A 22552-nucleotide genomic window follows, 5' to 3' on the forward strand; every position below is an offset into this window, starting at 1 on the left:
CTAGTCGAATAGGGACCAAAGTCATGCCGAAGAGTTTTCACTTCGATATCGAATTCAAATATCCGATCGACGACGTGCATCGAACTTTGACCGACCCGAATTATTGGAAAGGCAGACTCGGAGACCTTTATGCCACCTCGGACATCGAAGTTCGAGACGGATCGATCGAAGTATCCGTGTCCGAGGAAATCGACTCCGCCTCCCTCCCGAGCCTGGTCGCCAAGGTTGCGCCGAGTCGGCTCGGTCTGAAACGGGTCGATCGGTGGGGACCTCTGTCGGACGGGCGTGCAGCAGGGTCGGTCACCGGAATCGCGCGGGGACTGCCGATCCGAATCGAGACGACGCTCGATCTCACCGCCGCCGAGTCCTGCACGCGGTTGGTCGTCGACGGAACGGCTGAGGTGAAGATGCCGATCATCGGCGGCCAGATCGAGAAGTTGCTGAAGAAGACCGTCGAGGACTTGCTGGGGCGCGATCGGGACGCCGTTGAGTCATTTCTCGCCTGAGCCTGCACCGAAATCTACTTCCAGAACGCGCGCACCCGGGCCGGCGGATGCGAGTTGATCGTGCGGGTTGGCGAGGGCGCACCCCTCCAACGAGAGGCACCCGCAACCGATGCAACCGGTGAGGTTGTCCCGTAGACGTTCCAGTTGCTCGATGCGTAGATCGAGGTGGCGCCGCCACCCGGTCGACAATCTTTCCCAATCTGCGCGGTTCGGGGTACGGCCTTCAGGAAGTGTGCCGAGGGCCTCTCTGATTTCCGACAGCGGAATGCCGACGCGTTGCGAGATTCTGATGAAGGCGACGCGTCGAAGCGTGTCTCGTTGGTATCGGCGCTGGTTTCCGCTGGTCCGGCGACTGACGATGAGGCCTTCTCGTTCGTAGAAATGCAGGGCCGAGACGGCGACACCGCTGCGCTCGGAGAGCTGGCCGGGCGTGAGTTCCTTTGCCTTCCACGACGGCATCTCCATGGCGACTACCGGTCCGTCGCGCGGTGGAGGGTGGCGTGGAGATGATGCGTCAGCGGGGTGTCGCCGTGCGCCATCCACAGGTCGTATGTCAGCGTGTCGCCCTGAACGCGCATGACTCGCCGAACGTCGTGAACCGGTTTTGCGTCGGGTGATGCTGCGAGCGTGAGACGGGTCAAGGCGAGAGTGCCTTCGGAGTCGAGGGTGCCGCGATGGATCTCGACGAATCCGGTGGGCTGGCTGACCAGCAATTCGAGCTCACCACCCGGTGTTGGGCGCAGGTATCCCGATTCCATGTGAAGCGGTCGTCCGTCGGGGAGCCCACGAGTGCGCGACGAGTAGGTGAGAAACGGTTTCGGGGTGGGCGCGAACTCGATCTCCTCGGAGTACTCGAAGTCGTCGATGGTGGGGAAATGTCCGGCTCCAGCGCCGACCCAGCGCCCGGTGAACCTCTCGATTCCGGCGCCGTTCAGCGCCGCCTGATCCGTACTACTCATTGCCTGGTCCTCTCGCCTGCGTCGGATCAGACGTTACGCGGGCCGGTACGACAGCTGCTTATCCCTGCTGGGTGGGGCCTACGGGATTAGTGTTCACTCATGAACGCTTCTGGCTCCGTCCCCCTCGGTGTCGATTCCGAGGTGGGCCGATTGCGATCGGTCATTCTTCATCGTCCTGGCGACGAGTTGAAACGATTGACTCCGCGCAACAACGACGAGCTGCTGTTCGACGCGTTGCCGTGGGTGGACCGCGCGCAGGAGGAACACGATCAGTTTGCGACCGTCCTTCGTGAGCGCGGCGTCGAGGTACTGCTTTTGTCCGATCTCCTCACCGAGGCGCTCGAGGTCAGTGGCGCAGCGAGGATCCAGGGAATTGCGGCCGCCGTGGACGCACGCAAGATCGGCCACGCGCTCGGGCAACACCTGGCCGCCTACCTGCGAAAGGTGGAGCCGAAGGAGCTTTCGTCGATCCTTACTGCAGGAATGACGTTCGACGAATTGCCGATCGATGCCGACTCGACCTCGTTGGTGCGCAGGATGCATCACGGCGGTGACTTCGTGATCGACCCGTTGCCCAACTTGCTCTTCACCCGTGATTCGTCGTTCTGGGTCGGGCCACGGGTCATCATCACGTCCTTGGCGTTGTCAGCGCGAGCTCGCGAATCCTCGATAACGGATCTCGTCTACGCGCATCACCCTCGATTCAAAGGCGTGCGCCGCGCGTACGAGTCGCACACGGCTCCTGTCGAGGGAGGTGACGTGCTGCTTCTCGCGCCGGGGGTGATCGCAATCGGTGTCGGTGAACGTACGTCACCCGCCGGAGCAGAAGCATTGGCGCGTAGCGTGTTCGACGACGGCCTCGCCCACACGGTGTTGGTTGTTCCGATCGAGCAACGCCGAGCGTCGATGCATCTCGACACGGTCTGCACCATGGTCGAGGCCGACGCGGTCGTCATGTATCCGGCCATTCAGGACACCCTGGCGGCGTTCACTCTGCGCAAGGAAGACGACGGGGTGAGTATTCGCGGTGCGACGCCGTTCCTCGAAGCGGCGGCCGACGCCATGGGAATCGGAAAACTGCGTGTGATCGACACCGGACTCGACACGGTGACTGCCGAGCGTGAGCAGTGGGACGACGGAAACAACACCCTCGCCGTCGAGCCTGGCGTCGTCGTCGCTTACGAGCGCAACGTCGAAACGAACGCCAGGCTGGAGGCCTCGGGTATCGAGGTTTTGCGAATCGCGGGTTCGGAACTGGGGTCCGGCCGAGGTGGTCCTCGGTGCATGTCCTGCCCGATCGCCCGCGATCCGCTGTAAGCCGTCGACGCTGTCAGAGAATTTCTTCCACCTTGGCTGCAGGCCGCGCGAGGACGGTGCCTTTGTCGGTGACCACGAACGGGCGTTCGATCAGAATCGGGTGCTCGATCATCGCGTCGAGGATCTCGGATTCGGATGCATCGGCGAGCCCGAGTTCCTTGTACTGCGTTTCGCGCTTGCGAACGGCTTGGCTGGGCTCGAGGCCGGCGTCGGCGAGGAGTTTTTCCAGCTCGGATCGGGTAGGCGGAGTATCGAGGTACTTCACAATGGTCGGTTCGATGCCGGCGTCGCGGATAAGTCCGAGAACAGTCCGCGACGTGTTGCACCGTTGATTGTGGAAGATGGTTGCAGATGCCATGTCCGTCATTCTGCCTCTGTGTCCGAACTCGTGGGACAAACAGGGGAACAACGGACACCTCCGGCGCGCTGCACTTGAAGTACCGACTTGTGAGGAGAAAACGATGACGGAACATCGAAGTGTGGACGAACGGCGCGTGGTCATTGCCGGTGGGCACGGCAAGATCGCGCAGCACCTGACGTACCTGCTGGCAGGACATGGTGATCGGCCGGTAGCGCTGATCCGCAACTCCGCGCACGAGGGTGCGGTCCGCACACTCGGCGCGTTCCCCGTGGTGATCGATCTGGAATCCTCCACGGTCGAGGAAGTTGCGAAGGTACTCGACGGTGCCGACGTCGCGGTCTTCGCCGCGGGCGCCGGACCTGGTAGCTCGATCGAGCGGAAGGACTCCGTAGACCGAGCTGCGGCGGTGCTGTTGGCCGATGCCGCCGAGAAAGCGGGAGTGCGTCGGTTCATACAGATCAGCGCCATGGGTGCTGGTGACGAAATACCGGAGAACACCGACGAGGTTTTTGCCGCCTACCTGCGGGCGAAGACTGCAGCAGAGGAAGACCTGAAGACAAGGACTTCGCTGGATTGGACGATTCTTCGGCCAGGCCTTCTGACAGACGACGACCCCACCGGTGAAGTCCTTCTTGCAGAGCCGCCCGTCGATCGAGGCTCTGTGCCTCGTGCAGATGTCGCCGCAGTGATCGAAGCGCTCATCGACGCGCCGTCCAGTGTCGGCAAGATATTGGTTCTGACCTCCGGCCCGCATACGATCCGCGAAGCGATCGAGGGTTTGTGAGAGAGAAGATGCTGTGACCGAGAAGATACGACGAGGGTGACGATGAAGATCGCTATCGAACACGATTCCTCCACCGCTCCGTACGACCAACTGCGGCAACAGATTATCGAGCAGGTTCACGGCGGCGGATTGATTGCGGGAACCAAGATCCCGACGGTGCGTGCATTGGCCTCGGAGCTGGGATTGGCGGCCAACACCGTCGCGAAGGCTTATCGCGCGCTCAGCGATCAGGGCGTGATCGAGACGAGGGGAAAGCAAGGGACGTTCATCGCTTCGGGGACCGATCCGGTGCAGGCGCAGGCGGAGCAGGCGGCGACAGCGTTTGCGCATAAGGTCCGCTCGCTCGGGTACTCCGACACTGAGATCGTCGCCATGGTGGAGTCGGCATTGAGAGGTGCGTGACACTTTGATTAAGTTGACGCTTCAACTTAAAGCTGTCAGTCTTGGCTCATGAATTCGTCGATTGCTCGTGACCTCGGACTCCTCATCGCCCGTGTCGGCCTCGGGATCATCTTCATCGCCCACGGTTGGCAGAAGTTCTTCACCTACAAGATCGCCGGAACGCAGGCCGCATTCGAAGGGATGGGCGCCCCGCTCCCCAAGATTTCTGCAGTTCTGGCAGCATCCATCGAACTCGGTGGCGGCATCCTGCTCATCGCGGGTCTGCTGACCCCGCTCGTCGGCGCACTGCTGTTCCTCGACATGGTCGGCGCGTTCTTCATCGTGCACGCCGACAAGGGCGTCTTCATAGACAACGGCGGCTATGAACTCGTCGTCGCACTCGGTGTCGGTTCGCTCTTGATCGCTGTTATCGGCGCAGGACGCATCAGCATCGACGGATTGATCGGCAAGGGCAACGGTTGGGTTAAAACCCCAGCTTGATCGGGGTGAGAAGGCGGGTTCAACGGCTGTTGAGCCCGCCTTCCAGCTTGCTTTTGGCCCACAAAGTGACGAACGTAGTCATCTATGGTGACGAAATCTGATCGATCCGAACAAGATTCCGGGGCCAACGAAGAGCGCCCGGAAACGGGCTTTACTCGGGTAGGCGTTCGGACCGACTACGTGGTGTTTTCCGTGGCGGCCGCAGCGGTGCTGGCTATTGTCGTGTGGGGTCTCGTAGCTCCCGACAACCTGAACTCGGTAACCGGAAGTGTTCTCGGCTGGTTGGTGACGAACATCGGCTGGCTCTTCGTACTCGCAGCTTCGGCTTTCGTGCTGTTTTCCATCTACCTCGCTGTCAGTCGATTCGGCGACATTCCGCTGGGCAAAGACGGTGAGAAGCCCGAGTTCCGAACCGTCAGCTGGATCGCCATGATGTTCAGCGCCGGCATGGGCATCGGCCTGATGTTCTTCGGTGTCGCGGAACCGCTTGCGCACTACGTGACTCCGCCTCCCGGTACCGACGGTGGCGTCGGAACTGCCATGGCTACCACCATGTTTCACTGGGGTCTTCATCCTTGGGCGATGTATGCCGTTGTGGGCCTTGCCATTGCGTACGGGTCGTATCGCCGAGGACGCAAGCAACTGTTCAGTTCGGCCTTCATCCCGTTGCTCGGTCGCAAAGCCGAAGGGCCGATCGGCAAGGTCATCGACATCCTGGCAATCTTTGCGACACTTTTCGGCACCGCAGCATCTTTGGGGCTCGGCGCACTTCAGATCGGCTCCGGTTTCGAGGTAGTCGGCTGGATGGAAGAAGCCGGCGTATTCCTGCTCGTGGCCATCGTTGCGGTGCTGACCCTGGCGTTCGTCGCTTCGGCAGTTTCCGGTGTGGCCAAGGGAATTCAGTGGCTCTCCAACATCAACATGGTGCTAGCGCTGATCTTGGCCCTGTTCGTGTTCGTTCTCGGGCCGACCGTGCTGATTCTCAATCTGCTCCCGACGACCATTGGTGCATACGTTTCCGACCTCGCCCAGATGTCGGCCCGCACGGGTGCATCGTCGAATCCTGAAACCGGCGCGTGGCTTTCGTCGTGGACGATCTTCTACTGGGCATGGTGGGTGTCCTGGACGCCGTTCGTCGGCATGTTCCTGGCCCGCATCAGCCGCGGCCGCACGATCCGCCAGTTCATCGTCGGCGTCATCGCCGTTCCCACGACTGTCAGCTTGCTCTGGTTCGCGATCTTCGGCGGCGCAGGCATCGGTGAGGAACGCGACGGAATCGGCTTGTCCGGCCGAGGCTCGGAAGAGGCTCAACTGTTCGGCATGCTCGACAATCTGCCGTTGGCCGGAGTGACGACTGTCCTGGTCATGCTGCTCGTCGCAGTGTTCTTCGTCTCCGGCGCCGACGCTGCGTCGATGGTGATGGGGACGCTCTCGCAGCGCGGAACGCTCGAACCGAGTCGCTGGGTCGTGGTGTTCTGGGGCATGTTGACCGGTGGCGTCGCGGCGCTTCTGCTGTGGACCGGTGGTTCCGAAGCGCTCGACGGCTTGCAGACCATGACGATCATCGCTGCGGCGCCGTTCGTGCTGGTCATGATCGGACTGTGCTTCTCGCTGTACAAGGATCTTTCGCACGACCCGATCATCATTGCGGCGAAGGAGCAGAAACGTGCTCTCCTACGCCCGCGCCGAGGACGCCGTGTGGATAAGTCAGTGGAGTAGGACTTGAGCGGAGTAGGACTTGAACCGTGAAGGGGCACCGAACTGCGGTTCGGTGCCCCTTTTGTCGTCCGGTTATTTCCAGCTGGGCAACCACAGATGGTTCTGCCACGATTCCGGCGTGATCGGCATGGCGGTGAGTATCGGCCAGAGGTAGACGAAGTTGGCCACGACCAGACCGATGTACAGACTGACTGCCAGAAGTCCGGTGGTACGACGCTCGACGGACGCGCTCGCCTTGCCCAGTACATCGCCGAGGACCAGCGCAAATCCCATGACCATGAACGGGGCGAGTGCAACTGCGTAGAAGTAGTACATCTGGCGGTCGAGCGTCGCGAACCACGGGAGGTAAGCGGCACCGTAGCCCGTCAGGACCACGGCGTATCGCCAGTCCCTGCGCACGAACGTCTGCCAGATCGCCCACGCCAACATCGGTAGGGCCAGCCACCACATCGCCGGTGTGCCGATCAGCATCACGGCCTTGACGCAGCTGGCGGCCCCGCAACCGGTGACCTGCTCGCCGTCGGCGTAGTAGTAGAGCATCGGTCGTAGCCCCATCGGCCACGTCCACGGTTTCGACTCCCACGGGTGGTGGTTTCCGGCGGAGTTGGTCAGACCGGCGTGGAACTGGAGAACGTTTCCGCTGTAGTACCAGAGTGAGCGCAGCGCGGAGGGAATGAAGCTCCATGTGCCGCCCTCACCGATCTCGTTACCGACGGCGTGACGGTCGACGCCGGTCTCGCTGGTGAACCAGGCCCAGTAGCTCGCGAGGTACACACCGAGCGGAATGATCACCAACGCATACAGAGCAGGCCCGATGTCGCGAACTGCAGTGCCGACCCATGGGCGCTGCACGCGGTAGGCGCGGCGCGCTGACAGGTCGAAGGCAACACTGAGCAATCCGAAGAACAGAATGAAGTACATGCCGGACCACTTGGTTCCGCAGGCCAGGCCGAGCAGGATGCCGGCGCCGAACCTCCACCACCGGAAACCCAGCCGCGGACCCCAGGCAGAGTCGCCGATTCGGCCCTCTTCGTATACCTTCGCCATCCGTTCGCGGACTTGGTCGCGATCGACCACCAGGCATCCGAGGGCGGCGAGAACGAAGAAAGCCAGGAAGATGTCGAGCATCCCCAGGCGTGAGGAGACGAAGGTGACGCCGTCGACGATGAGCAGGATTCCGGCAATCGCGCCGATCAGCGTGGACCGCGTCATGCGGCGCACGATCCGGATGATCAGCAAGACCATCAGTGTCCCGACCAGGGCCGACGAGAATCGCCACCCCCAACCGTTGTAACCGAAGAGTGCTTCGCCGATCGCGATCATCTGCTTACCGATCGGCGGGTGTACCACCAATCCGTAACCGGGATTGTCTTCGATGCCGCCACCGGTCAGAACTTGCCAGCCCTGCGGAACGTAGTGCTTCTCGTCGAAGACAGGTGTGCCGGCGTCGGTCGGGTAGGCGAGCATCGTGAAGCGTGTGATCGCCGCGATAGCGGTGACGAAAGCGGTGACAATCCAGCCGCGCAATCTGTCGGTCGGGCCGAAATCAGGATCCGGTACCAGCGGGCCGGGACTACGCATTACCCGATCGCTCGTGGCGGGCGTTGGCCGCTCGTCCGTCTGCACAGTCACCTGGCAATCGTAGGCTGTCAGGTATGACTGGTCGCTTGGTACTCGCCGCAACACCCATGGGAGATGTCGGTGACGCGTCTCCGCGTCTTCGGTCTGCTCTCGCAACCGCCGACGTCGTTGCTGCGGAGGACACACGACGCACCAAGTCTCTGGCGTCCGCGCTAGAGGTAACCATCACCGGGAAGATCGTCAGTTTCTACGATCAGGTCGAGATTTCCCGGCTGCCCGCGCTGGTCGCCGACGTCGCCGAAGGCAAGACCGTCCTGCTGGTCACGGACGCGGGCATGCCGTCGGTCAGCGATCCCGGATATCGCCTTGTCGCCGCCTGCGTAGCCGAGAACCTCGCCGTCACGTGCTTGCCCGGTCCGTCGGCGGTGACGACGGCGCTGGCACTCTCCGGATTGCCCGTCGAGCGGTTCTGCTTCGACGGGTTCCCGCCGCGTAAGCAGGGGCAGCGCAAGACGTGGCTCTCTGCCTTGGCAACCGAGCAGCGAGCGTGTGTGTTCTTCGAAGCGCCTCATCGCCTTGCCGACTGCCTCGCAGATGCGGTGGAAGTGCTCGGGCCGAATCGCCGCGCGGCCGTGTGCCGGGAATTGACCAAGACCTACGAGGAAGTGAAGCGCGGCACTCTCGGGGAGTTAGCTGCTTGGGCCGCCGAGGGCGTTCGCGGTGAGATCACGGTGGTGCTCGAAGGCGCAGTGCTGGTGGCATCTGATCCTGCCGATCTGGTCGACGAGGTGGAAAGGCTGGTCGAGGGGGGAGCACGATTGAAGGACGCGTGTGCTCTGGTCGCAACGGCCGGAGTCTCCAAGCGTGAGTTGTACGAGACGGTCCTGGCCGCTCGAAAGGACTAGCGGGAGCGGTTCACGGCGGGTGCGCCGGGACGCAGGTTGGCGTCGTCGGCTGCAGCCTGGCCGGCGTGCCAGCCTTCGGCGTCCACGGACCGTCCGCGAGTCTTGCGGGTTGTCGGGAACAATCGATCGAATTCGGCGTCGACGGCCTCGGATGTGGTGGCGAGGATCGGCAGAAGATCCGCGACGTCCATCGATGCCGCGTCGGCCGCTTCGGCGGTGGCTTTGGTGCCGGCGTCACGCAGGCGGTGTCCGATGCGGCTGGCGAACCCGGCCAGGAATCCCTTGCGGAACGAGGTGGTGCGTGAGCCGCCACGATTGCTCGAGTCGGCGAATTGCATTGCACGGGTTGCCTGTACGAGCAGGGAAGTGAACAGCATGTCGACTTGCTGAAGGTCGACCGGAGTGCCGACGACGGTCGCGAGTGCAATGTCGCTGAACCAGACAGTCCTGACTCGATTCGATTCGCCGATCTCGGTCAGGAGGTGAACCTTTTCCTTCACGTACGGGTTCTCGATGTGAATGCGTCGGGCATTGACGGATGTGTCGGTGACCCCGGCGCGACTGTGGAGCAGTGCGGAGTCGATGGCGTACCGGGTCATCAACTCCTGGGCCTTCGCGGTGAAAATCTCGGCTTCTTCCGCGAAGTTGGTTGCTTCCGCTTTGGCGAGTAGTCCACGAATTCGCTTGAGTACCTTGGCGTCGACCTCGGTATCGCCGACGCCGGCATAGCTGGTATCGGTGCGTTGCGACGGCCAGGTGGATGGTGGCGCGAGCAACACCGTCCACTGAGGTAGGCGCATCCACGATCGCGCGACGTCGACGATCTGCGAAACGAGGAAGTAGGGATCCTGGAACAGAAGGCCGGCCGCGAGGGAGCGAAAAACGTCGTCGTCCACGGTGATTCGAGAAGCGATGTGCCGAGACTTCGGATACTGCTCGCCGATTGTCTGCAACTGCCCCACCCATTCGAGCGGAGCGCGATCGGAGGCGCGCGACGCCTTCGCGTCGAACAGGATGGTGGTGGCGGCGAGATCGGCGTCGGACGCTTCTTTGCTTCGACGCGCCAGATGAATCAGATCCGCCGGCTGCCATCCGCGGTCGTACGCCGCGGACAGTTCGGAAACGAGATCTCGCACCGCGGAAACGGATTGAGGGCTGACCTCCTGAGTGGACACCCGCGCTCCGTTCCATGGCAGTGTCTGCGCCGAAGCGCTGGTTCGAATGTATGTTCTATTCGTCGTCATGGCTGGAGTGTGCACGTGGGGTCCGACACATCCGCCTGTAACCGGATATCTCGGACCCCACGTGCGGCACTCTCGCTTAGCTCATTCCTCGACGAAGCGGGGGAAAACTGGCGCCGGAGCAGGCAGTTTCCGGTTCGCGTCGATGCGAACCGCAATGTCGGCGAACTGCCGGTTCTCTTCGCTCTGGCCAAGCAGATCGAGGATGCGTGACGCCGCGTCGGGCATCACCGGCTGAACGAGAAGCCCGACGATACGGACCACTTCGAGCGTCACGTACAGAACCGTCGCCATGCGTGCCGGATCCGTCTTGCGCAGAACCCACGGTTCCTGCTTGGAGAAGTACCGGTTGGTCTCGCCGAGAACGCCCCAGATGGCTTCCAGTGCGAGATGCAGCGCCTGCACGTCGAACTCGCTGCGGCACTTGGCAAGCAGGGCATCCGCCGACGCCAGCATCGCCAGGTCGTCCTCGGTGAACTCGCCGGGGGTCGGTACCTGGGCATCGCAGTTCTTCGCGACCATCGTCAGTGAACGCTGCGCGAGGTTGCCCAGTTCATTGGACAGGTCTGCATTCATACGCGTCACGATTGCTTCGTGGCTGTAGCTGCCGTCCTGGCCGTACGAGATCTCGCGGAGCAGGAAGAAACGGACCGCGTCGAGGCCGTACTGATCGACCATCGCGATGGGGTCGACGACGTTGCCGACCGACTTCGACATCTTCTCGCCCTTGTTGTACAAGAACCCGTGGACGAAGACCCGCTCCGGCAGTTCGATGCCGGCAGACATGAGGAACGCCGGCCAGTACACGGTATGGAAACGCGTGATGTCCTTGCCGATGATGTGCAGGCTCGCGGGCCAGAACTTCTCGAACTCCGCCGAGTCGACGTTCGGGTAACCCACGCCGGTCAGGTAGTTGGTGAGGGCGTCGACCCAGACGTACATGACGTGGTCGGGGTCTCCGGGAACCTCGACGCCCCAGTCGAACGTGGTGCGCGAGATCGACAGGTCCTTGAGGCCGCCCTTGACGAAGCTGACGATCTCGTTGCGACGAGTCGCGGGGGCAATGAACTCGGGATGCTCTTCGTACAGAGCAAGCAAACGGTCCTCGTAGGCCGAGAGACGGAAGGTGTAGTTGGACTCCTCGGTCCACTCCACCGGAGTGCCGGTCTCCGTCGACTGACGGGTGCCGTCGTCCAGAAGCGTGGTCTCGGCTTCGGTGTAGAAGGCCTCGTCACGAACCGAATACCACCCCGAGTACGTGTCGAGGTAGATGTCGCCCGATGCGGCCATCTTTTCCCAGATCGCCTTGCTGGCGACCTGATGATCGGCGTCGGTGGTGCGGATGAACCGGTCGTACGAGATGTTCAGGACCTTGTCGAGGTTCTGGAACACGTCGGAGTTCCGAGCCGCGAGTTCGCGGACGTCGATGCCCTCTTTGATCGCTGTCTGCTGCATCTTCAGACCGTGCTCGTCGGTGCCGGTCATGAAGAACACTTCATGACCGTCCAACCGCTTGAAGCGGGCGAGCGCGTCCGAGGAGATGTACTCGTACGCGTGGCCGATGTGCGGAGCGCCGTTGGGATACGCGATCGCTGTCGTGATGTAGAACGGCGATCGTTCCGCGCCTTCCGGGGCAGCGGAGTCCGGGCGCGGGGTCTGGGAGGGTGAGGCAGGCACAGTCATGGTGGGCTTACTCTATCGGGCGTGAGCAAAGACCGTCCCGCCCCCGATGCCCCTGAGCCCTTGTCGCCTCTGATCGACGCACATACGCACCTCGACGCCTGTGGTGCGCACGACGCTGCGACCGTGGCCGAAATTGTCGATCGGGCCGAGGCCGTCGGCGTCGGACGGGTCGTCACGGTGGCCGACGACCTTGATGCCGCATGCTTTGCCGTCGACGCTGCGAACTGGGATTCGAGGGTTTACGCAGCCGTCGCAATCCATCCGACCAGGGCGAACGTCCTCGATGTCGACACCAGAGCCGAGATCGAGCGTTTGGCGTCCGATCCGCGGGTCGTCGCGGTGGGGGAGACCGGGCTGGATCTCTACTGGCCAGGCAAGCTCGAAGGGTGCGCCACCATCGAGGAGCAGGTCGACGGTTTCCGGTGGCACATCGACCTCGCGAAGCGTCTCGGCAAGACGCTGATGATTCACAATCGCGAAGCCGATGAAGACCTGCTGCGGGTGCTGCACGAGGAAGGCGCGCCGGAGACTGTGGTGTTCCACTGCTTCTCCTCGGATTCGGAGATGGCCCGTGCGTGCATCGACGCGGGCTACGTGTTGAGTTTCTCGGGAACCGTGAGTTTCAAGAATGCGAAGGCGCTGCGTGAGGCCGCGCTGTTGGTGCCCTCGGATCAGCTGATCGTCGAGACGGATGCGCCGTTCTTGACGCCGCACCCGTTCCGCGGTGCGCCCAACGAGTCGTACTGCCTGCCGTACACAGTGCGCGCGCTCGCAGACATCCGCGGTGAGGATCCGCAGGCGCTGGCAGCAGCGTCCACGGCGACAGCGGAGCGCGTCTACAAGCTCTGACGCTATGGTGGTCTGACAGGTAACTCCGCGCCCGGGACCGTCGTGTCCTGGTCCGTCTACTGCGCGGAGTATTCAGATGAATGACCGCATCGATCCCTCCGACGTCTATCCCGACGACGTCGAACACATAGACGAACAGTCCTCTCGATCCGGCTCGAGCGCCGCGAATTTCTCGCATCCCGGGAGGGAATGAAGGCGCACAGCTTCACTGAGCCGACGCCGGTCGACTCTTCAGTCCAGATCGTCAGCGTTCATGTCGACGCGGTCGAAGTCGAGTGCTGCGGGCCGTTTCCGGTGGTCGGTGAACCATGCTCGTGGACATTGACACCGCGATCGCAGGACGACGATTTCGACGGTTGGGTTCACGGCGGGATGCCGGCGTCTGGAGTCGTGACCACCGGTGTGGTGCTCGGGATTCTCGTGGTCACGACGACGTACGAGGAAGTCGGAAGTCCACGCATGTGGTTGCCCGTCGAAGGTAGCGAGACCTATCGAAGGGTCGAGGCCAGTCCTCGGTGGTTCCGAAGGTTCGGCGACTTCGACTTCGAGCCGCAGAATCGGATCGAGACCGGGCTGGTCGTCGAATTGGCCACCACCCGTGCGCCTTTCCGGTAGTCCCCACTACCAAAAAGGCGCACAGGGGGCTTGCCCCTAGAGAACCTTCGCCAGGAAGTCCTGGGTGCGCTGCTGCTGGGGGTTGCCGAACAGACTCTCCGGCTTACCTTCTTCGACGATGTATCCGTCGGCCATGAAGATGACTCGGTCGGAAACCTCACGGGCGAAGCCCATCTCGTGGGTCACGACGACCATGGTCATGCCCTGCTTGGCGAGGTCGCGCAGCACCTGCAGAACCTCACCCACCATTTCGGGGTCGAGGGCGCTGGTGGCCTCGTCGAAGAGCATGATGTCCGGACTCATCGCGAGTGCGCGGGCGATGGCAACGCGCTGCTTCTGCCCACCGGACAGGCTGGCGGGCTTGGCATCTGCCTTCTCCGCGAGACCGACCTGGCCGAGCAGTTTGACGGCGATCTCGCGAGCCTGCTCCTTGGTCGATCGCCCGGTCTGCACCGGAGCGAGCATCACGTTTTCGACGACGCTCATGTGGGGGAACAGGTTGAAGTGCTGGAACACCATCCCGATGTGCTGGCGCACCTTGTCGATGTCGACATCCTTGTTCGTGAGGTCGAACTGGTCGACGCGCACGGATCCGGCGGTGATGTCTTCGAGGCGGTTGAGGCAACGCAGGAAGGTCGACTTGCCGGAACCTGAAGGCCCGATGACGCAGACCACTTCACCGCTCTTGATGTCGACGTCCAGGCCCTTGAGGACCTCGTTGTCGCCGAACGACTTCTTCAGTCCCTTGACCGAAATCTTGACCTCGGTGGCGGACTTGCCCATGTTGACGGCTGTTTCGGTCACTTGTTGATCCTCTTCTCGAGGCGGTTCGACAGCTTGGTGAGCGCCATGATGATGATGAAGTACATGACGCCGATGATCAGCCACATGTTGAACGACTGGAAGTTGCGCGCGATGATGATGCGCCCTGTCTGAGTGAGCTCGGCGAGTCCGATGACCGACAGGATCGACGTGTCCTTGAGGGTGATCACGAACTGGTTGATGTACGACGGGATCATCGTGCGAATTGCCTGCGGCATGATGACTTTTCGCATCGACTTCATGTAGCTGATGCCCAGGCTTCGTGACGCCTCCATCTGTCCCTTGTCGACGGACAGGATGCCGCCGCGGACGATTTCAGCCATGTACGCGCCGGCGTTGAGCGAGAGCGTGATGATGCCTGCGGTGAAGGCGGACATCTGGAAATGCAGGGCTGCCGGGATGCCGAAGTAGATGAAGAATGCCTGCACCAACAGCGGTGTGCCGCGGAAGATGTCGACGTAGGTTGTGCCTATACCTCGGACGAACATGTTGGTGGACACGCGGCAGAGACCGAAGATCGCGCCTAGGACCAGAGCGATCGCGATCGAGACGACGGAGAGAACGATCGTCAACCACAGGCCCTTGAGAAGCTGCGGGTAGGTGCTCTTGATCAAGCCGATGATGGAGTTGTCCGACGTCGACGCGCCCTGACCGAGGTAGGTCGAGACGATTTCGTCGTACTGGCCGTCGTCGCGCAGGTTCTGCAGTCCGGCGTTGAACATCTGGAGCAGTTCGGCGTTCTGGCCCTTGTTGACTGCGAAGCCGTAGCTCGCGCCCACCTCTTTTTCGGTGACCGTCTTGAGGCCGTTGCCCTGTGTGATGCCGTAGGCGAGGACGGGGTAGTCGTCGAAGACTGCGACGGAGTTCCCGGTGCGGACCTCGTCGTACATGCTGGCGGAGTCGGCGAAATAGACTGTGGTGAAGCCGTATTGGTCCTTGATGGACTCGGCGAAGCTGGCGCCCTCGGTGCCGTTCTTGACGGCGACGCGCTTGCCCCTCAGATCCTCGTACGACTTCACGTCGTTGTCGGTCTCGAGGACCGCCATCTGCACGCCCGACTCGAAGTACGGGTCGGAGAAGTCGAACACCTGCTTGCGGGCGTCGGTGATGGACATGCCCGCGATGACGCCGTCCGCCTGCCCGGCCTGCACGGCCTGAAGGGCCGCGTCGAAGCCGAGCTGCTTGATGTCGACCTTGAAGCCTTGGTCCTCGGCGATCGCATTGAGCAGGTCGATGTCGATGCCGACGAGTTTGCCGTCTTCGTTCTCGAATTCGAACGGGGCGAATGTCAGATCGGTGGCGATCGTGTAGGTGCGGCCGGGTTGCGCGCTCGCGATTCCGGGGGCGAACAGCGCTGCGATCAGCGCCAGCAGGATGGCCAGGATCGGCCACCTGGCATTACGTGGTCTGTCGAATCTTCTTCGCACTATCGCCCAGCTCTCTTCTGTCGCGCCCGGGATCGCCGGACTGCTTTGAACCAGACGAGAACATACTGCGCCCAGAGCTGAATCGATACACGGGTATCGGAGCCGGGAAGTGCAGAACACACGACACGCCGTTGCCGTTCCGTGACAAAAGTCGCATTTCGTTGTGATTTGGTTGCCGATACAACGCTCGGTCGTTACCGTATTGTGATCGAACGTCGTCTGCCTTGGGATTTCCTGTGTCGCCTTTTGCCAAGATCAACTCCACGAAGTCACCACTTCTCTATTCAGTGGTGGGTGCGTTGCTTCTGACGCTCATCGTCGGGGGTGCGCTCGCCGTGGTTCGGCACAAGACGATCACCCTCGATGTCGACGGCGACATGATTTCGCTGTCCACGATGTCGAGCAGCGTCGGTACCGCTCTCGAGGACGCCGGATACCCGGTCGATCCCAAGGACGCGCTCGCACCCAGTGCCGATTCCTCCCTGTCCGATGGCGATACCGTCGTACTGCGCCGTGCCCGTGAGTTGGCTCTGACCGTCGACGGTCAGCCGACCACCATCTGGACCACCGCATTGACGGTCGACGAGGCATTGAAGCAGGTAGATGTTTCCGACGACTTCGCAGTCTCGGCTTCGCGCTCGCATCGTCTGCCGCTCGAACGGACCGAGCTCGACGTCGTCAGCCCGAAGACCGTCAGCGTCAGCGACGGTGGCGCTCCCGCGGCGGAGGTCAAGCTCGCCGCCGTGACCGTCGGCGATCTTCTCGCGGCCAAGAATACGCCGCTCGAGCAGGCCGACTCGGTGGTTCCCACCGCCGACACACCCGTTACAAACGGCCTGACCATCCAGGTCACTCGCGACCGCACGGACACTCGCGTCGAGACGCAGCCGATCGCGCCGCCGGAGAACAAGGTCGAGGATCCCGAGCTAGAGAAGGACAAGACCGTCGTCGAGAACCCGGGTGTTCCGGGTGAGCGCACGGCCACCGTCGAGGTCAAGACCGTCAACGGCGTCGAGGCCGGACGAACCGAACTGTCCGCGACCGTGATCAAGGAACCGGTCGCAGCAGTGGTGAAGGTCGGTACCAAGCAGACTTCCGCTCCCGCTGTGTCCAACGCGTCGACGTGGGATGCCATTGCTCAGTGCGAGGCGACCGGAAACTGGGCCATCAACACCGGCAACGGTTTCTACGGAGGACTTCAGTTCACCCAGAGCACCTGGGAAGCATTCGGCGGCGGTCAGTACGCAGCTCGCGCCGACCTCGCATCACGTGAACAGCAGATCGCGATCGGCGAGAAAGTCCGCGCCGGTCAGGGCTGGGGTGCTTGGCCGTCCTGCACCAGCAAATTGGGCCTGCGCTGACGCGCTCACACCTCACAGAACACAGGAACCGATGTCACCGTTCGCCAAGATCAACTCGACCAGGTCGCCGTTGTTGTACTCGGCGATCGCCGCTCTTCTCCTGACGGTTCTCGTGGGTGGTGTTCTGGCGGTCGTCCGGCACAAGACCATCACCCTCGATGTCGACGGTGAGCAGATTCGCCTGAGCACCATGTCGACCAACGTCGACGGCGCTCTCGAGGACGCGGGTTACCCGATCGGTGACAAGGATGCAGTTGCTCCCGCGGCCGACGCTTCGCTGTCCGACGGCGACACCGTGGTGCTCCGTCGTGCCCGTGAGATCACGCTGACGGTCGACGGTCAGCCGCAGAAGCTCTGGACCACAGCCTTGACCGTCGACGACGCGTTGAAGCAGTTGGATGTCGCGGCGGATGTGCACGTGTCGGCTTCGCGCTCGCAGCGTCTTCCGCTGGACGGCGCCGCGCTCGACGTGCTGACACCGGTCGTCGCAAAACTGGTCGACGGCGCAAACGCGGCAGCAGACGTGCGTATCGCGGCGCCGACGGTCGGGGAGTTCCTTACCGCCAACGGCACTCCGCTCGAGCAGTCGGACACGGTGGTTCCCGCCGCCGACGCTCCACTGACCGAGGGCCTGGAGGTCACGGTGACGCGCAACCGCACCGAGAGCAAGGTCGAGACCTTGCCGCTCGATCCGCCGGATCAGCGCATCGAGGATCCGACGATGAACCAGAGCCGCACGATCGTCGAGAACCCGGGCGTGCCCGGCGTGCGTGACGTGACGTTCGCCGTGAATCTCGTCAACGGTGTCGAAGCCGGACGTACCCAGGTCGCGGAGACGATCACCACACCGGCGCAGCCGAAGGTCGTGCGTGTCGGAACGAAGCCGGGCACCGAGGTGCCGCCCGTGGAGAACGGTTCGACGTGGGATGCGCTCGCACAGTGCGAGGCCACCGGTAACTGGGCCATCAACACCGGCAACGGTTTCTACGGCGGCGTGCAGTTCGACCAGAACACCTGGGAACGACAGGGCGGGTTGAAGTATGCGCCCCGCGCCGACCTCGCCACCCGTGAAGAACAGATCGCGATTGCGACACAGACCCAGCGCACTCAGGGCTGGGGCGCATGGCCGTCGTGCTCGGGTCGCCTCGGACTGGGATAAGTTCTACTGGTGTCAGACGCCGAACAATCGAACGAACCCATCGCTACTCCGCGCGGGCAGGCAGCCCTGCTCGGTCCGGTCGAGGTGCGCGCTCTTGCCGAGGAATTCGGTGTCCGACCCACGAAACAGTTGGGGCAGAACTTCGTTCACGACGCCAATACCGTGAGGCGCATCGTCACCACGGCAGGCGTCACACGTGACGACGTCGTTCTCGAGGTAGGGCCTGGTCTCGGTTCGCTGACGATGGCGCTGATGGACGTGGTCGATCGGGTCATCGCGGTCGAGATCGATCCCAACCTCGCGGCTCGCCTGCCGAAGACGGTGGCCGAGCGAGCGCCGGAACTGGCCGATCGCCTGACCGTCGTCGAAGCCGACGCGATGCGTGTGCTGCCTTCGCAGATTCCCGGCGAGCCGACCGCGCTGGTCGCGAACCTGCCGTACAACGTCGCGGTGCCGGTGCTGTTGCACCTTTTCGCGTCGCTTCCGAGTCTGCGGACCGCACTCGTGATGGTGCAAGCCGAGGTTGCCGACCGCCTGGCGGCTGATCCGGGAAGCAAGATCTACGGCGTTCCCAGCGTCAAGGCCAACTTCTTCGGCGAGGTTCGCCGCGCCGGTGCCGTCGGACGCAACGTGTTCTGGCCGGTGCCGAAGGTCGAGTCAGGACTGGTTCGTATCGATCGGTACGCGGAGCCGCCGTGGCCGATGGACGAGAAGCACCGCAAGCAGGTTTTTGCGGCGATCGACGCCGCGTTCGCGCAGCGCCGCAAGACTTTGCGTGCCGCGCTCAGCGGTTGGGCAGGTTCGCCTGCCGAGGCCGAACGACGGCTCCTCGCTGCCGGCATCGAGCCACAGACGCGTGGTGAGATGCTCGACGCAGCAGCCTTTGTTCGGCTGGCTGGAGGCGAATAGCCCCGTGCGCGGTTAAGGAGTGCAGGGACTCCGTAACCGCGCACAGGGGCTTGCCCCCTTATTTGAACCGCCGCAACCTCAGGCTGTTGCTCACCACGAACACACTGCTGAATGCCATTGCGGCACCGGCGAGCATCGGGTTGAGCAGGCCGGCCGCAGCCAGCGGGATCGCAGCCGTGTTGTAGGCGAATGCCCAGAACAGGTTGCCCTTGATGGTCTTGAGCGTCTTGCGGGACAGTCGAATTGCATCGGCTGCCGACCGCAGGTCACCTCGCACCAGAGTGATGTCGCTGGCCTCGATCGCAACGTCGGTACCCGTGCCCATCGCCAGGCCGAGATCGGCCTGAGCCAGGGCTGCCGCGTCGTTCACGCCGTCGCCGACCATGGCCACGACGCGTCCTTCCGCTTGCAGTTTCTTGACGGCGTCGACCTTGTCCGCAGGCATGACCTCGGCGAAGACGGTGCTGATCCCGACCTGATCCGCGACAGTGCGAGCAACGGTGGCGTTGTCACCGGTCAGCAGAACCGGTTCGAGGCCGAGTGCTTTCAACTGCGCGATTGCTTCGGCGCTCGTGTCCTTGACCGCGTCGGCGATCACGAGGATGCCGTGCGCCTTGCCGTCCCAGCCCACCGCGATTGCGGTGCGCCCGGCCTTCTCTGCTGCAGCCTTCGCCTCGCGGAGATTTTCCGGCAACGGCATCGACCAGTCGGCGAGCAGCGCGTCTCGGCCCGCGACGACGGCGTGACCGTCGACCATTCCCTGCACGCCGCGCCCGGCGACGTTCACGAAATCCTCGACCGTAGGCAATTCGCCCACAGCTTCGGTCGCACCCTTCGCGATCGCTGCGGCGACGGGGTGCTCGGAGCGATGTTCGAGTGCGCCGGCCAGCCGAAGGACCTCGTCGACGGTTGTTCCTTCGCCCACCACGGTGTCCAGCAATGTCATCTGACCGGTGGTGACGGTTCCCGTCTTGTCGAGCACGACGGTGTCGACTGCGCGCGTCGATTCGAGCACCTCGGGTCCCTTGATGAGGATTCCCATCTGGGCTCCGCGGCCCGTGCCCACCAACAGAGCTGTGGGCGTTGCCAATCCGAGAGCACAGGGGCACGCGATGATCAGCACGGCGACCGCAGCGGTGAACGCCATCTCGATGGGGTTGCCGGTACCGAGCCAGTAGCCCAGTGTCGCAACGGCAATCGCGATGACGACCGGCACGAAGATACCGGCGATCCGATCGGCGAGGCGCTGAACTTCGGCCTTGCCGTTCTGTGCGTCTTCGACCAGTGCCGCCATCTGGGCGAGTTGGGTGTCGCTCCCGACCCGGGTGGCCTCGACGGTCAAGGTTCCACCGACGTTAACGGTGGCGCCGACGACAGTGTCCCCGACACCGACTTCCTCCGGCACGGATTCGCCGGTCAACATGCTCATGTCGACGGCTGAGCGGCCCTCGGTGATGATGCCGTCGGTGGCGATCTTCTCGCCGGGCCGGACGATGAAGGAGTCGCCCGCTGCCAGTTCTTCGGCGGGGATTCGTACTTCGACGCCGTTGCGCAATACCGCGACGTCTTTCGCACCGAGTTCCATGAGTGCGCGTAGTGCGGCGCCGGACGTGCGCTTGGACTTGTGCTCGAAGTAGCGTCCGGCCAGCACGAACGTGATGACGCCCGCGGCAACTTCGAGGTAGATGTTGGCGCTGCCGTCCATCCGGTCGACCGTCAGCCGGAAGGCGTGCTTCATACCGGCTTCGCCCGCAGTGCCGAAGAACAGTGCGTAGAGCGACCAGACGAAGGCCGAGATGGTGCCCAGCGAGATGAGCGTGTCCATCGTGGCCGCGCCGTGACGCAGGTTCACCCAGGCAGCCCGGTGGAAGGGGAGGGCCGCCCACACGATGACCGGTGCGGCCAGTGTGAGGGAGAGCCATTGCCAGTTGTCGAACTGCAGCGCAGGAATCATCGCCATAGCGATGACCGGCACGGAGAGAAGAGTCGAGATGATCAGGCGGGTACGGAGCTCGCGCAGATCACGATCCTGCGGGGTTTCCGCATCCGGGTCGACGGTGTCCGGCGCGCTGGGCGGCTTGGGGAGCGCGGCGGAATAACCGGCGTTCTCGACGGCAGTGACCAGATCTTCGACGGGTACCCCGTCCGGGAAGGTGACCTTGGCCTTCTCCGTCGCGTAGTTGACGGTGGCTGTGACGCCGTCGATCTTGTTGAGCTTCTTCTCGATTCGTGACGCGCAGGAGGCGCAGGTCATCCCGGTGATCGCGAGTTCGACGCTGCTCGAGTTGGCAGCATTGTCGACCGCAGTCGGTGACGTCATCAGTGCCCTCCCTCGTGATTGTCTGGAACTGAAGCTGTGGAAATGCCTGCATCAACAGTGAATTCGGCGGTCCGAACCACGCCCTCGTGCTGGAAGTCGAGGAACAGCCGGTATGTGCCTTCGCTCGGTGCCTGTGCGTGGAAGGAAATGTCCGGACCAGGAGCTGTGACGCCGTCGCCTGGCTCGCCTTCGGGGTGCACGTGCAGGTAGGCGAGGTCGCCGGTGCGCAGGGCAACGAGGTGACCGAAGGCACCGAGGTACGGATCGAGATCGGTGACCGGGGCTCCGTCGCGAGCAACGCTCAGCGTGATCGGGCCGCCGGCAGTGGTCAGATCACCGTCGAGAGTCACGGTGTATCCGTCGACGGTTGCGGTCGCGCTCTTCGCAGGTAGCGGCGCAGGAGTGAATTCGCCTGCCACGTCGAAGTTTCGGCCGAGTGTCAGTTGGGTGCCGTCGGTGGGATCGAAGTCCGCGAAGACTCGGTAGGTGCCGGCGGCGGGCCAGGCCCAGTCGATCGACCAGGTGCCGTCTGCAGCGAGGGACGGATGTACGTGGCGGAATTCGCTGGTGTCGTTTCGGACGACAATGAGGTGGAGTTTCTTCTCGTGCAGGAGGTCGAAATCGACGACGGGCGTGTTGGTGTCGTCGAGAATCCGGAAGGTCAAGGTTCCCGGCTCCCCAGCTCGACCGGGTGCGGTCACATCGGTGAGTGTGTATCCGCCGGAAGAGACTTCGAGTCCTGCAGGTGTTGCCGAATCCATGCCTGGCATCGATTCTGTGGTTGATTCGTGGGTGCTGTGCTGGGCGGTGGACATGTCTATCGGGCTTCCGATTGCGGCCCCCACGCCGAGGGCGGCGCCGAAGACGGCGACCAGCCCTACGGCGTAGGCGGCAAGTGTTGTCGAGGTGCGCACGGCTGACTCAGCTTGGTACGACTGCGTAGCCGGCTTCGTCGACTGCTGCGACGACGTCGGCTGCGGAGACGGGAGCATCGCTGGTGACGACGACACGTCCGCTCGCCAGTTCGACATCTACCGCGGTTACTCCCGCGATGTTGCCGATCTCTTCCTTGACGGATCCGACGCAGTGTCCGCAGGTCATTCCGGAAACGGTGTATTCGGCGGTGGTCATCGCAGGTCCCTTCGGTTGTGG

The 22552-nt window shown here is 63.0% G+C and carries 23 protein-coding genes; 12 read left to right on the forward strand and 11 right to left on the reverse strand.

Going from position 1 to position 22552, the window contains the following annotated elements; genetic code table 11:
- The first annotated feature begins 23 nt into the window (after window positions 1-23).
- Complete coding sequence (locus ABIE52_RS30325) at window positions 24-506, forward strand: DUF2505 domain-containing protein (protein WP_030536322.1); 483 nt, start codon at window positions 24-26, stop codon at window positions 504-506.
- On the opposite strand, the gene soxR is transcribed toward ABIE52_RS30325, so the two are convergent.
- Together soxR and ABIE52_RS30335 are read right to left on the reverse strand one after the other, a co-directional pair.
- The gene (gene soxR / locus ABIE52_RS30330; RefSeq protein ID WP_003946250.1) at window positions 492-971 is read right to left on the reverse strand and encodes a redox-sensitive transcriptional activator SoxR; all 480 of its coding nucleotides are present in this window, start codon (window positions 969-971) and stop codon (window positions 492-494) included. The two genes, ABIE52_RS30325 and soxR, sit on opposite strands and share 15 nt — an antisense overlap.
- A gap of 5 nt (window positions 972-976) precedes the next feature.
- Window positions 977-1465, reverse strand: a complete 489-nt coding sequence (locus tag ABIE52_RS30335) for a heme-binding beta-barrel domain-containing protein (RefSeq protein ID WP_003946270.1) — start codon at window positions 1463-1465, stop codon at window positions 977-979.
- 99 nt (window positions 1466-1564) lie between these two features.
- Here ABIE52_RS30335 and arcA point away from each other — a divergent pair, with 99 nt between their 5' ends.
- Window positions 1565-2782 carry an arginine deiminase gene (arcA, locus tag ABIE52_RS30340; protein ID WP_003946210.1) on the forward strand — a complete coding sequence of 406 codons (1218 nt, stop codon included), beginning with the start codon at window positions 1565-1567 and terminating at the stop codon, window positions 2780-2782.
- A gap of 13 nt (window positions 2783-2795) precedes the next feature.
- On the opposite strand, the gene arsC is transcribed toward arcA, so the two are convergent.
- The gene (gene arsC, locus ABIE52_RS30345) at window positions 2796-3149 is read right to left on the reverse strand and encodes an arsenate reductase (glutaredoxin) (protein WP_003946209.1); all 354 of its coding nucleotides are present in this window, start codon (window positions 3147-3149) and stop codon (window positions 2796-2798) included.
- Window positions 3150-3243: 94 nt separating this feature from the next.
- Between arsC and ABIE52_RS30350 the strand changes: the two genes are divergently transcribed.
- The 4 genes from ABIE52_RS30350 (at window position 3244) to ABIE52_RS30365 (ending at window position 6528) form a co-directional block, all read left to right on the forward strand.
- Window positions 3244-3927, forward strand: a complete 684-nt coding sequence (locus ABIE52_RS30350; protein WP_003946268.1) for an SDR family oxidoreductase — start codon at window positions 3244-3246, stop codon at window positions 3925-3927.
- 42 nt (window positions 3928-3969) lie between these two features.
- Window positions 3970-4329, forward strand: a complete 360-nt coding sequence (locus ABIE52_RS30355; RefSeq protein WP_003946225.1) for a GntR family transcriptional regulator — start codon at window positions 3970-3972, stop codon at window positions 4327-4329.
- A 48-nt stretch (window positions 4330-4377) separates the two neighbouring features.
- Window positions 4378-4809 carry a DoxX family protein gene (locus ABIE52_RS30360; protein WP_003946228.1) on the forward strand — a complete coding sequence of 144 codons (432 nt, stop codon included), beginning with the start codon at window positions 4378-4380 and terminating at the stop codon, window positions 4807-4809.
- A gap of 84 nt (window positions 4810-4893) precedes the next feature.
- Window positions 4894-6528 (forward strand): BCCT family transporter, encoded by a 1635-nt coding sequence (locus tag ABIE52_RS30365; protein ID WP_054188803.1) that lies wholly within the window; start codon window positions 4894-4896, stop codon window positions 6526-6528.
- A 72-nt stretch (window positions 6529-6600) separates the two neighbouring features.
- Here ABIE52_RS30365 and ABIE52_RS30370 read toward each other — a convergent pair whose 3' ends face one another.
- Window positions 6601-8109 carry a dolichyl-phosphate-mannose--protein mannosyltransferase gene (locus tag ABIE52_RS30370; RefSeq protein ID WP_003946230.1) on the reverse strand — a complete coding sequence of 503 codons (1509 nt, stop codon included), beginning with the start codon at window positions 8107-8109 and terminating at the stop codon, window positions 6601-6603.
- Between the two features lie 74 nt (window positions 8110-8183).
- Between ABIE52_RS30370 and rsmI the strand changes: the two genes are divergently transcribed.
- Entirely contained in the window at window positions 8184-9014 is an 831-nt protein-coding gene (gene rsmI / locus ABIE52_RS30375) for a 16S rRNA (cytidine(1402)-2'-O)-methyltransferase (RefSeq protein WP_003946264.1), read from the forward strand.
- Here the strand turns inward: rsmI and ABIE52_RS30380 are convergent.
- Both ABIE52_RS30380 and metG read right to left on the reverse strand, forming a co-directional pair.
- Window positions 9011-10258, reverse strand: coding sequence for a DUF2786 domain-containing protein (locus ABIE52_RS30380; protein WP_202425863.1), 1248 nt, complete (start codon window positions 10256-10258; stop codon window positions 9011-9013). The two genes, rsmI and ABIE52_RS30380, sit on opposite strands and share 4 nt — an antisense overlap.
- An 81-nt stretch (window positions 10259-10339) precedes the next feature.
- Window positions 10340-11938 (reverse strand): methionine--tRNA ligase, encoded by a 1599-nt coding sequence (gene metG, locus ABIE52_RS30385; protein ID WP_003946248.1) that lies wholly within the window; start codon window positions 11936-11938, stop codon window positions 10340-10342.
- A 21-nt stretch (window positions 11939-11959) separates the two neighbouring features.
- On the opposite strand from metG, the gene ABIE52_RS30390 reads away from it, so the two are divergent.
- Together ABIE52_RS30390 and ABIE52_RS30395 are read left to right on the forward strand one after the other, a co-directional pair.
- Window positions 11960-12787 carry a TatD family hydrolase gene (locus ABIE52_RS30390; RefSeq protein WP_064443911.1) on the forward strand — a complete coding sequence of 276 codons (828 nt, stop codon included), beginning with the start codon at window positions 11960-11962 and terminating at the stop codon, window positions 12785-12787.
- A 189-nt stretch (window positions 12788-12976) separates the two neighbouring features.
- Window positions 12977-13402, forward strand: a complete 426-nt coding sequence (locus ABIE52_RS30395) for a DUF6578 domain-containing protein (protein WP_192712301.1) — start codon at window positions 12977-12979, stop codon at window positions 13400-13402.
- Between the two features lie 36 nt (window positions 13403-13438).
- Here ABIE52_RS30395 and ABIE52_RS30400 read toward each other — a convergent pair whose 3' ends face one another.
- Together ABIE52_RS30400 and ABIE52_RS30405 are read right to left on the reverse strand one after the other, a co-directional pair.
- On the reverse strand, window positions 13439-14206 hold the full coding sequence (locus ABIE52_RS30400) for an amino acid ABC transporter ATP-binding protein (protein WP_003946239.1): 768 nt from the start codon (window positions 14204-14206) through the stop codon (window positions 13439-13441).
- Window positions 14203-15651 carry an amino acid ABC transporter substrate-binding protein/permease gene (locus ABIE52_RS30405; protein WP_003946214.1) on the reverse strand — a complete coding sequence of 483 codons (1449 nt, stop codon included), beginning with the start codon at window positions 15649-15651 and terminating at the stop codon, window positions 14203-14205. The genes ABIE52_RS30400 and ABIE52_RS30405 overlap by 4 nt, the downstream gene beginning before the upstream one ends.
- Before the next feature lie 236 nt (window positions 15652-15887).
- Between ABIE52_RS30405 and ABIE52_RS30410 the strand changes: the two genes are divergently transcribed.
- The 3 genes from ABIE52_RS30410 to rsmA are packed head-to-tail and all read left to right on the forward strand — an operon-like array spanning window position 15888 to window position 19080.
- Entirely contained in the window at window positions 15888-17012 is a 1125-nt protein-coding gene (locus ABIE52_RS30410; RefSeq protein WP_192712302.1) for a resuscitation-promoting factor, read from the forward strand.
- A gap of 31 nt (window positions 17013-17043) precedes the next feature.
- Window positions 17044-18171, forward strand: a complete 1128-nt coding sequence (locus ABIE52_RS30415; protein WP_064074037.1) for a resuscitation-promoting factor — start codon at window positions 17044-17046, stop codon at window positions 18169-18171.
- Window positions 18172-18180: 9 nt separating this feature from the next.
- A complete protein-coding gene (gene rsmA, locus ABIE52_RS30420; RefSeq protein WP_003946263.1) occupies window positions 18181-19080 on the forward strand; it encodes a 16S rRNA (adenine(1518)-N(6)/adenine(1519)-N(6))-dimethyltransferase RsmA in 900 nt (299 codons plus the stop codon).
- 58 nt (window positions 19081-19138) lie between these two features.
- Here the strand turns inward: rsmA and ABIE52_RS30425 are convergent, their stop codons facing one another.
- From ABIE52_RS30425 to ABIE52_RS30435, 3 genes are read right to left on the reverse strand one after another with little or no spacing between them, the layout of a single operon-like run.
- Window positions 19139-21400 carry a heavy metal translocating P-type ATPase gene (locus tag ABIE52_RS30425; RefSeq protein WP_192712303.1) on the reverse strand — a complete coding sequence of 754 codons (2262 nt, stop codon included), beginning with the start codon at window positions 21398-21400 and terminating at the stop codon, window positions 19139-19141.
- Complete coding sequence (locus ABIE52_RS30430; protein WP_042921281.1) at window positions 21400-22314, reverse strand: DUF8832 domain-containing protein; 915 nt, start codon at window positions 22312-22314, stop codon at window positions 21400-21402. Before ABIE52_RS30430 ends, ABIE52_RS30425 begins: the two co-directional genes overlap by 1 nt.
- Before the next feature lie 7 nt (window positions 22315-22321).
- Complete coding sequence (locus ABIE52_RS30435; RefSeq protein ID WP_003946267.1) at window positions 22322-22531, reverse strand: heavy-metal-associated domain-containing protein; 210 nt, start codon at window positions 22529-22531, stop codon at window positions 22322-22324.
- Window positions 22532-22552 lie beyond the last annotated feature (21 nt).

This window comes from Rhodococcus sp. OAS809, from assembly GCF_040546695.1.
Lineage (GTDB): Bacteria > Actinomycetota > Actinomycetes > Mycobacteriales > Mycobacteriaceae > Rhodococcus_F > Rhodococcus_F qingshengii.

Coding starts and splice junctions, on each gene's coding strand:
- ABIE52_RS30325 (WP_030536322.1), top strand. CDS start 24: ATGCCGAAGAGTTTTCACTTCGATATCGAATTCAAATATCCGATCGAC.
- soxR (WP_003946250.1), bottom strand. CDS start 971: ATGGAGATGCCGTCGTGGAAGGCAAAGGAACTCACGCCCGGCCAGCTC.
- ABIE52_RS30335 (WP_003946270.1), bottom strand. CDS start 1,465: ATGAGTAGTACGGATCAGGCGGCGCTGAACGGCGCCGGAATCGAGAGG.
- arcA (WP_003946210.1), top strand. CDS start 1,565: ATGAACGCTTCTGGCTCCGTCCCCCTCGGTGTCGATTCCGAGGTGGGC.
- arsC (WP_003946209.1), bottom strand. CDS start 3,149: ATGACGGACATGGCATCTGCAACCATCTTCCACAATCAACGGTGCAAC.
- ABIE52_RS30350 (WP_003946268.1), top strand. CDS start 3,244: ATGACGGAACATCGAAGTGTGGACGAACGGCGCGTGGTCATTGCCGGT.
- ABIE52_RS30355 (WP_003946225.1), top strand. CDS start 3,970: ATGAAGATCGCTATCGAACACGATTCCTCCACCGCTCCGTACGACCAA.
- ABIE52_RS30360 (WP_003946228.1), top strand. CDS start 4,378: ATGAATTCGTCGATTGCTCGTGACCTCGGACTCCTCATCGCCCGTGTC.
- ABIE52_RS30365 (WP_054188803.1), top strand. CDS start 4,894: ATGGTGACGAAATCTGATCGATCCGAACAAGATTCCGGGGCCAACGAA.
- ABIE52_RS30370 (WP_003946230.1), bottom strand. CDS start 8,109: ATGCGTAGTCCCGGCCCGCTGGTACCGGATCCTGATTTCGGCCCGACC.
- rsmI (WP_003946264.1), top strand. CDS start 8,184: ATGACTGGTCGCTTGGTACTCGCCGCAACACCCATGGGAGATGTCGGT.
- ABIE52_RS30380 (WP_202425863.1), bottom strand. CDS start 10,258: ATGACGACGAATAGAACATACATTCGAACCAGCGCTTCGGCGCAGACA.
- metG (WP_003946248.1), bottom strand. CDS start 11,938: ATGACTGTGCCTGCCTCACCCTCCCAGACCCCGCGCCCGGACTCCGCT.
- ABIE52_RS30395 (WP_192712301.1), top strand. CDS start 12,977: ATGAAGGCGCACAGCTTCACTGAGCCGACGCCGGTCGACTCTTCAGTC.
- ABIE52_RS30415 (WP_064074037.1), top strand. CDS start 17,044: ATGTCACCGTTCGCCAAGATCAACTCGACCAGGTCGCCGTTGTTGTAC.
- ABIE52_RS30425 (WP_192712303.1), bottom strand. CDS start 21,400: ATGACGTCACCGACTGCGGTCGACAATGCTGCCAACTCGAGCAGCGTC.
- ABIE52_RS30435 (WP_003946267.1), bottom strand. CDS start 22,531: ATGACCACCGCCGAATACACCGTTTCCGGAATGACCTGCGGACACTGC.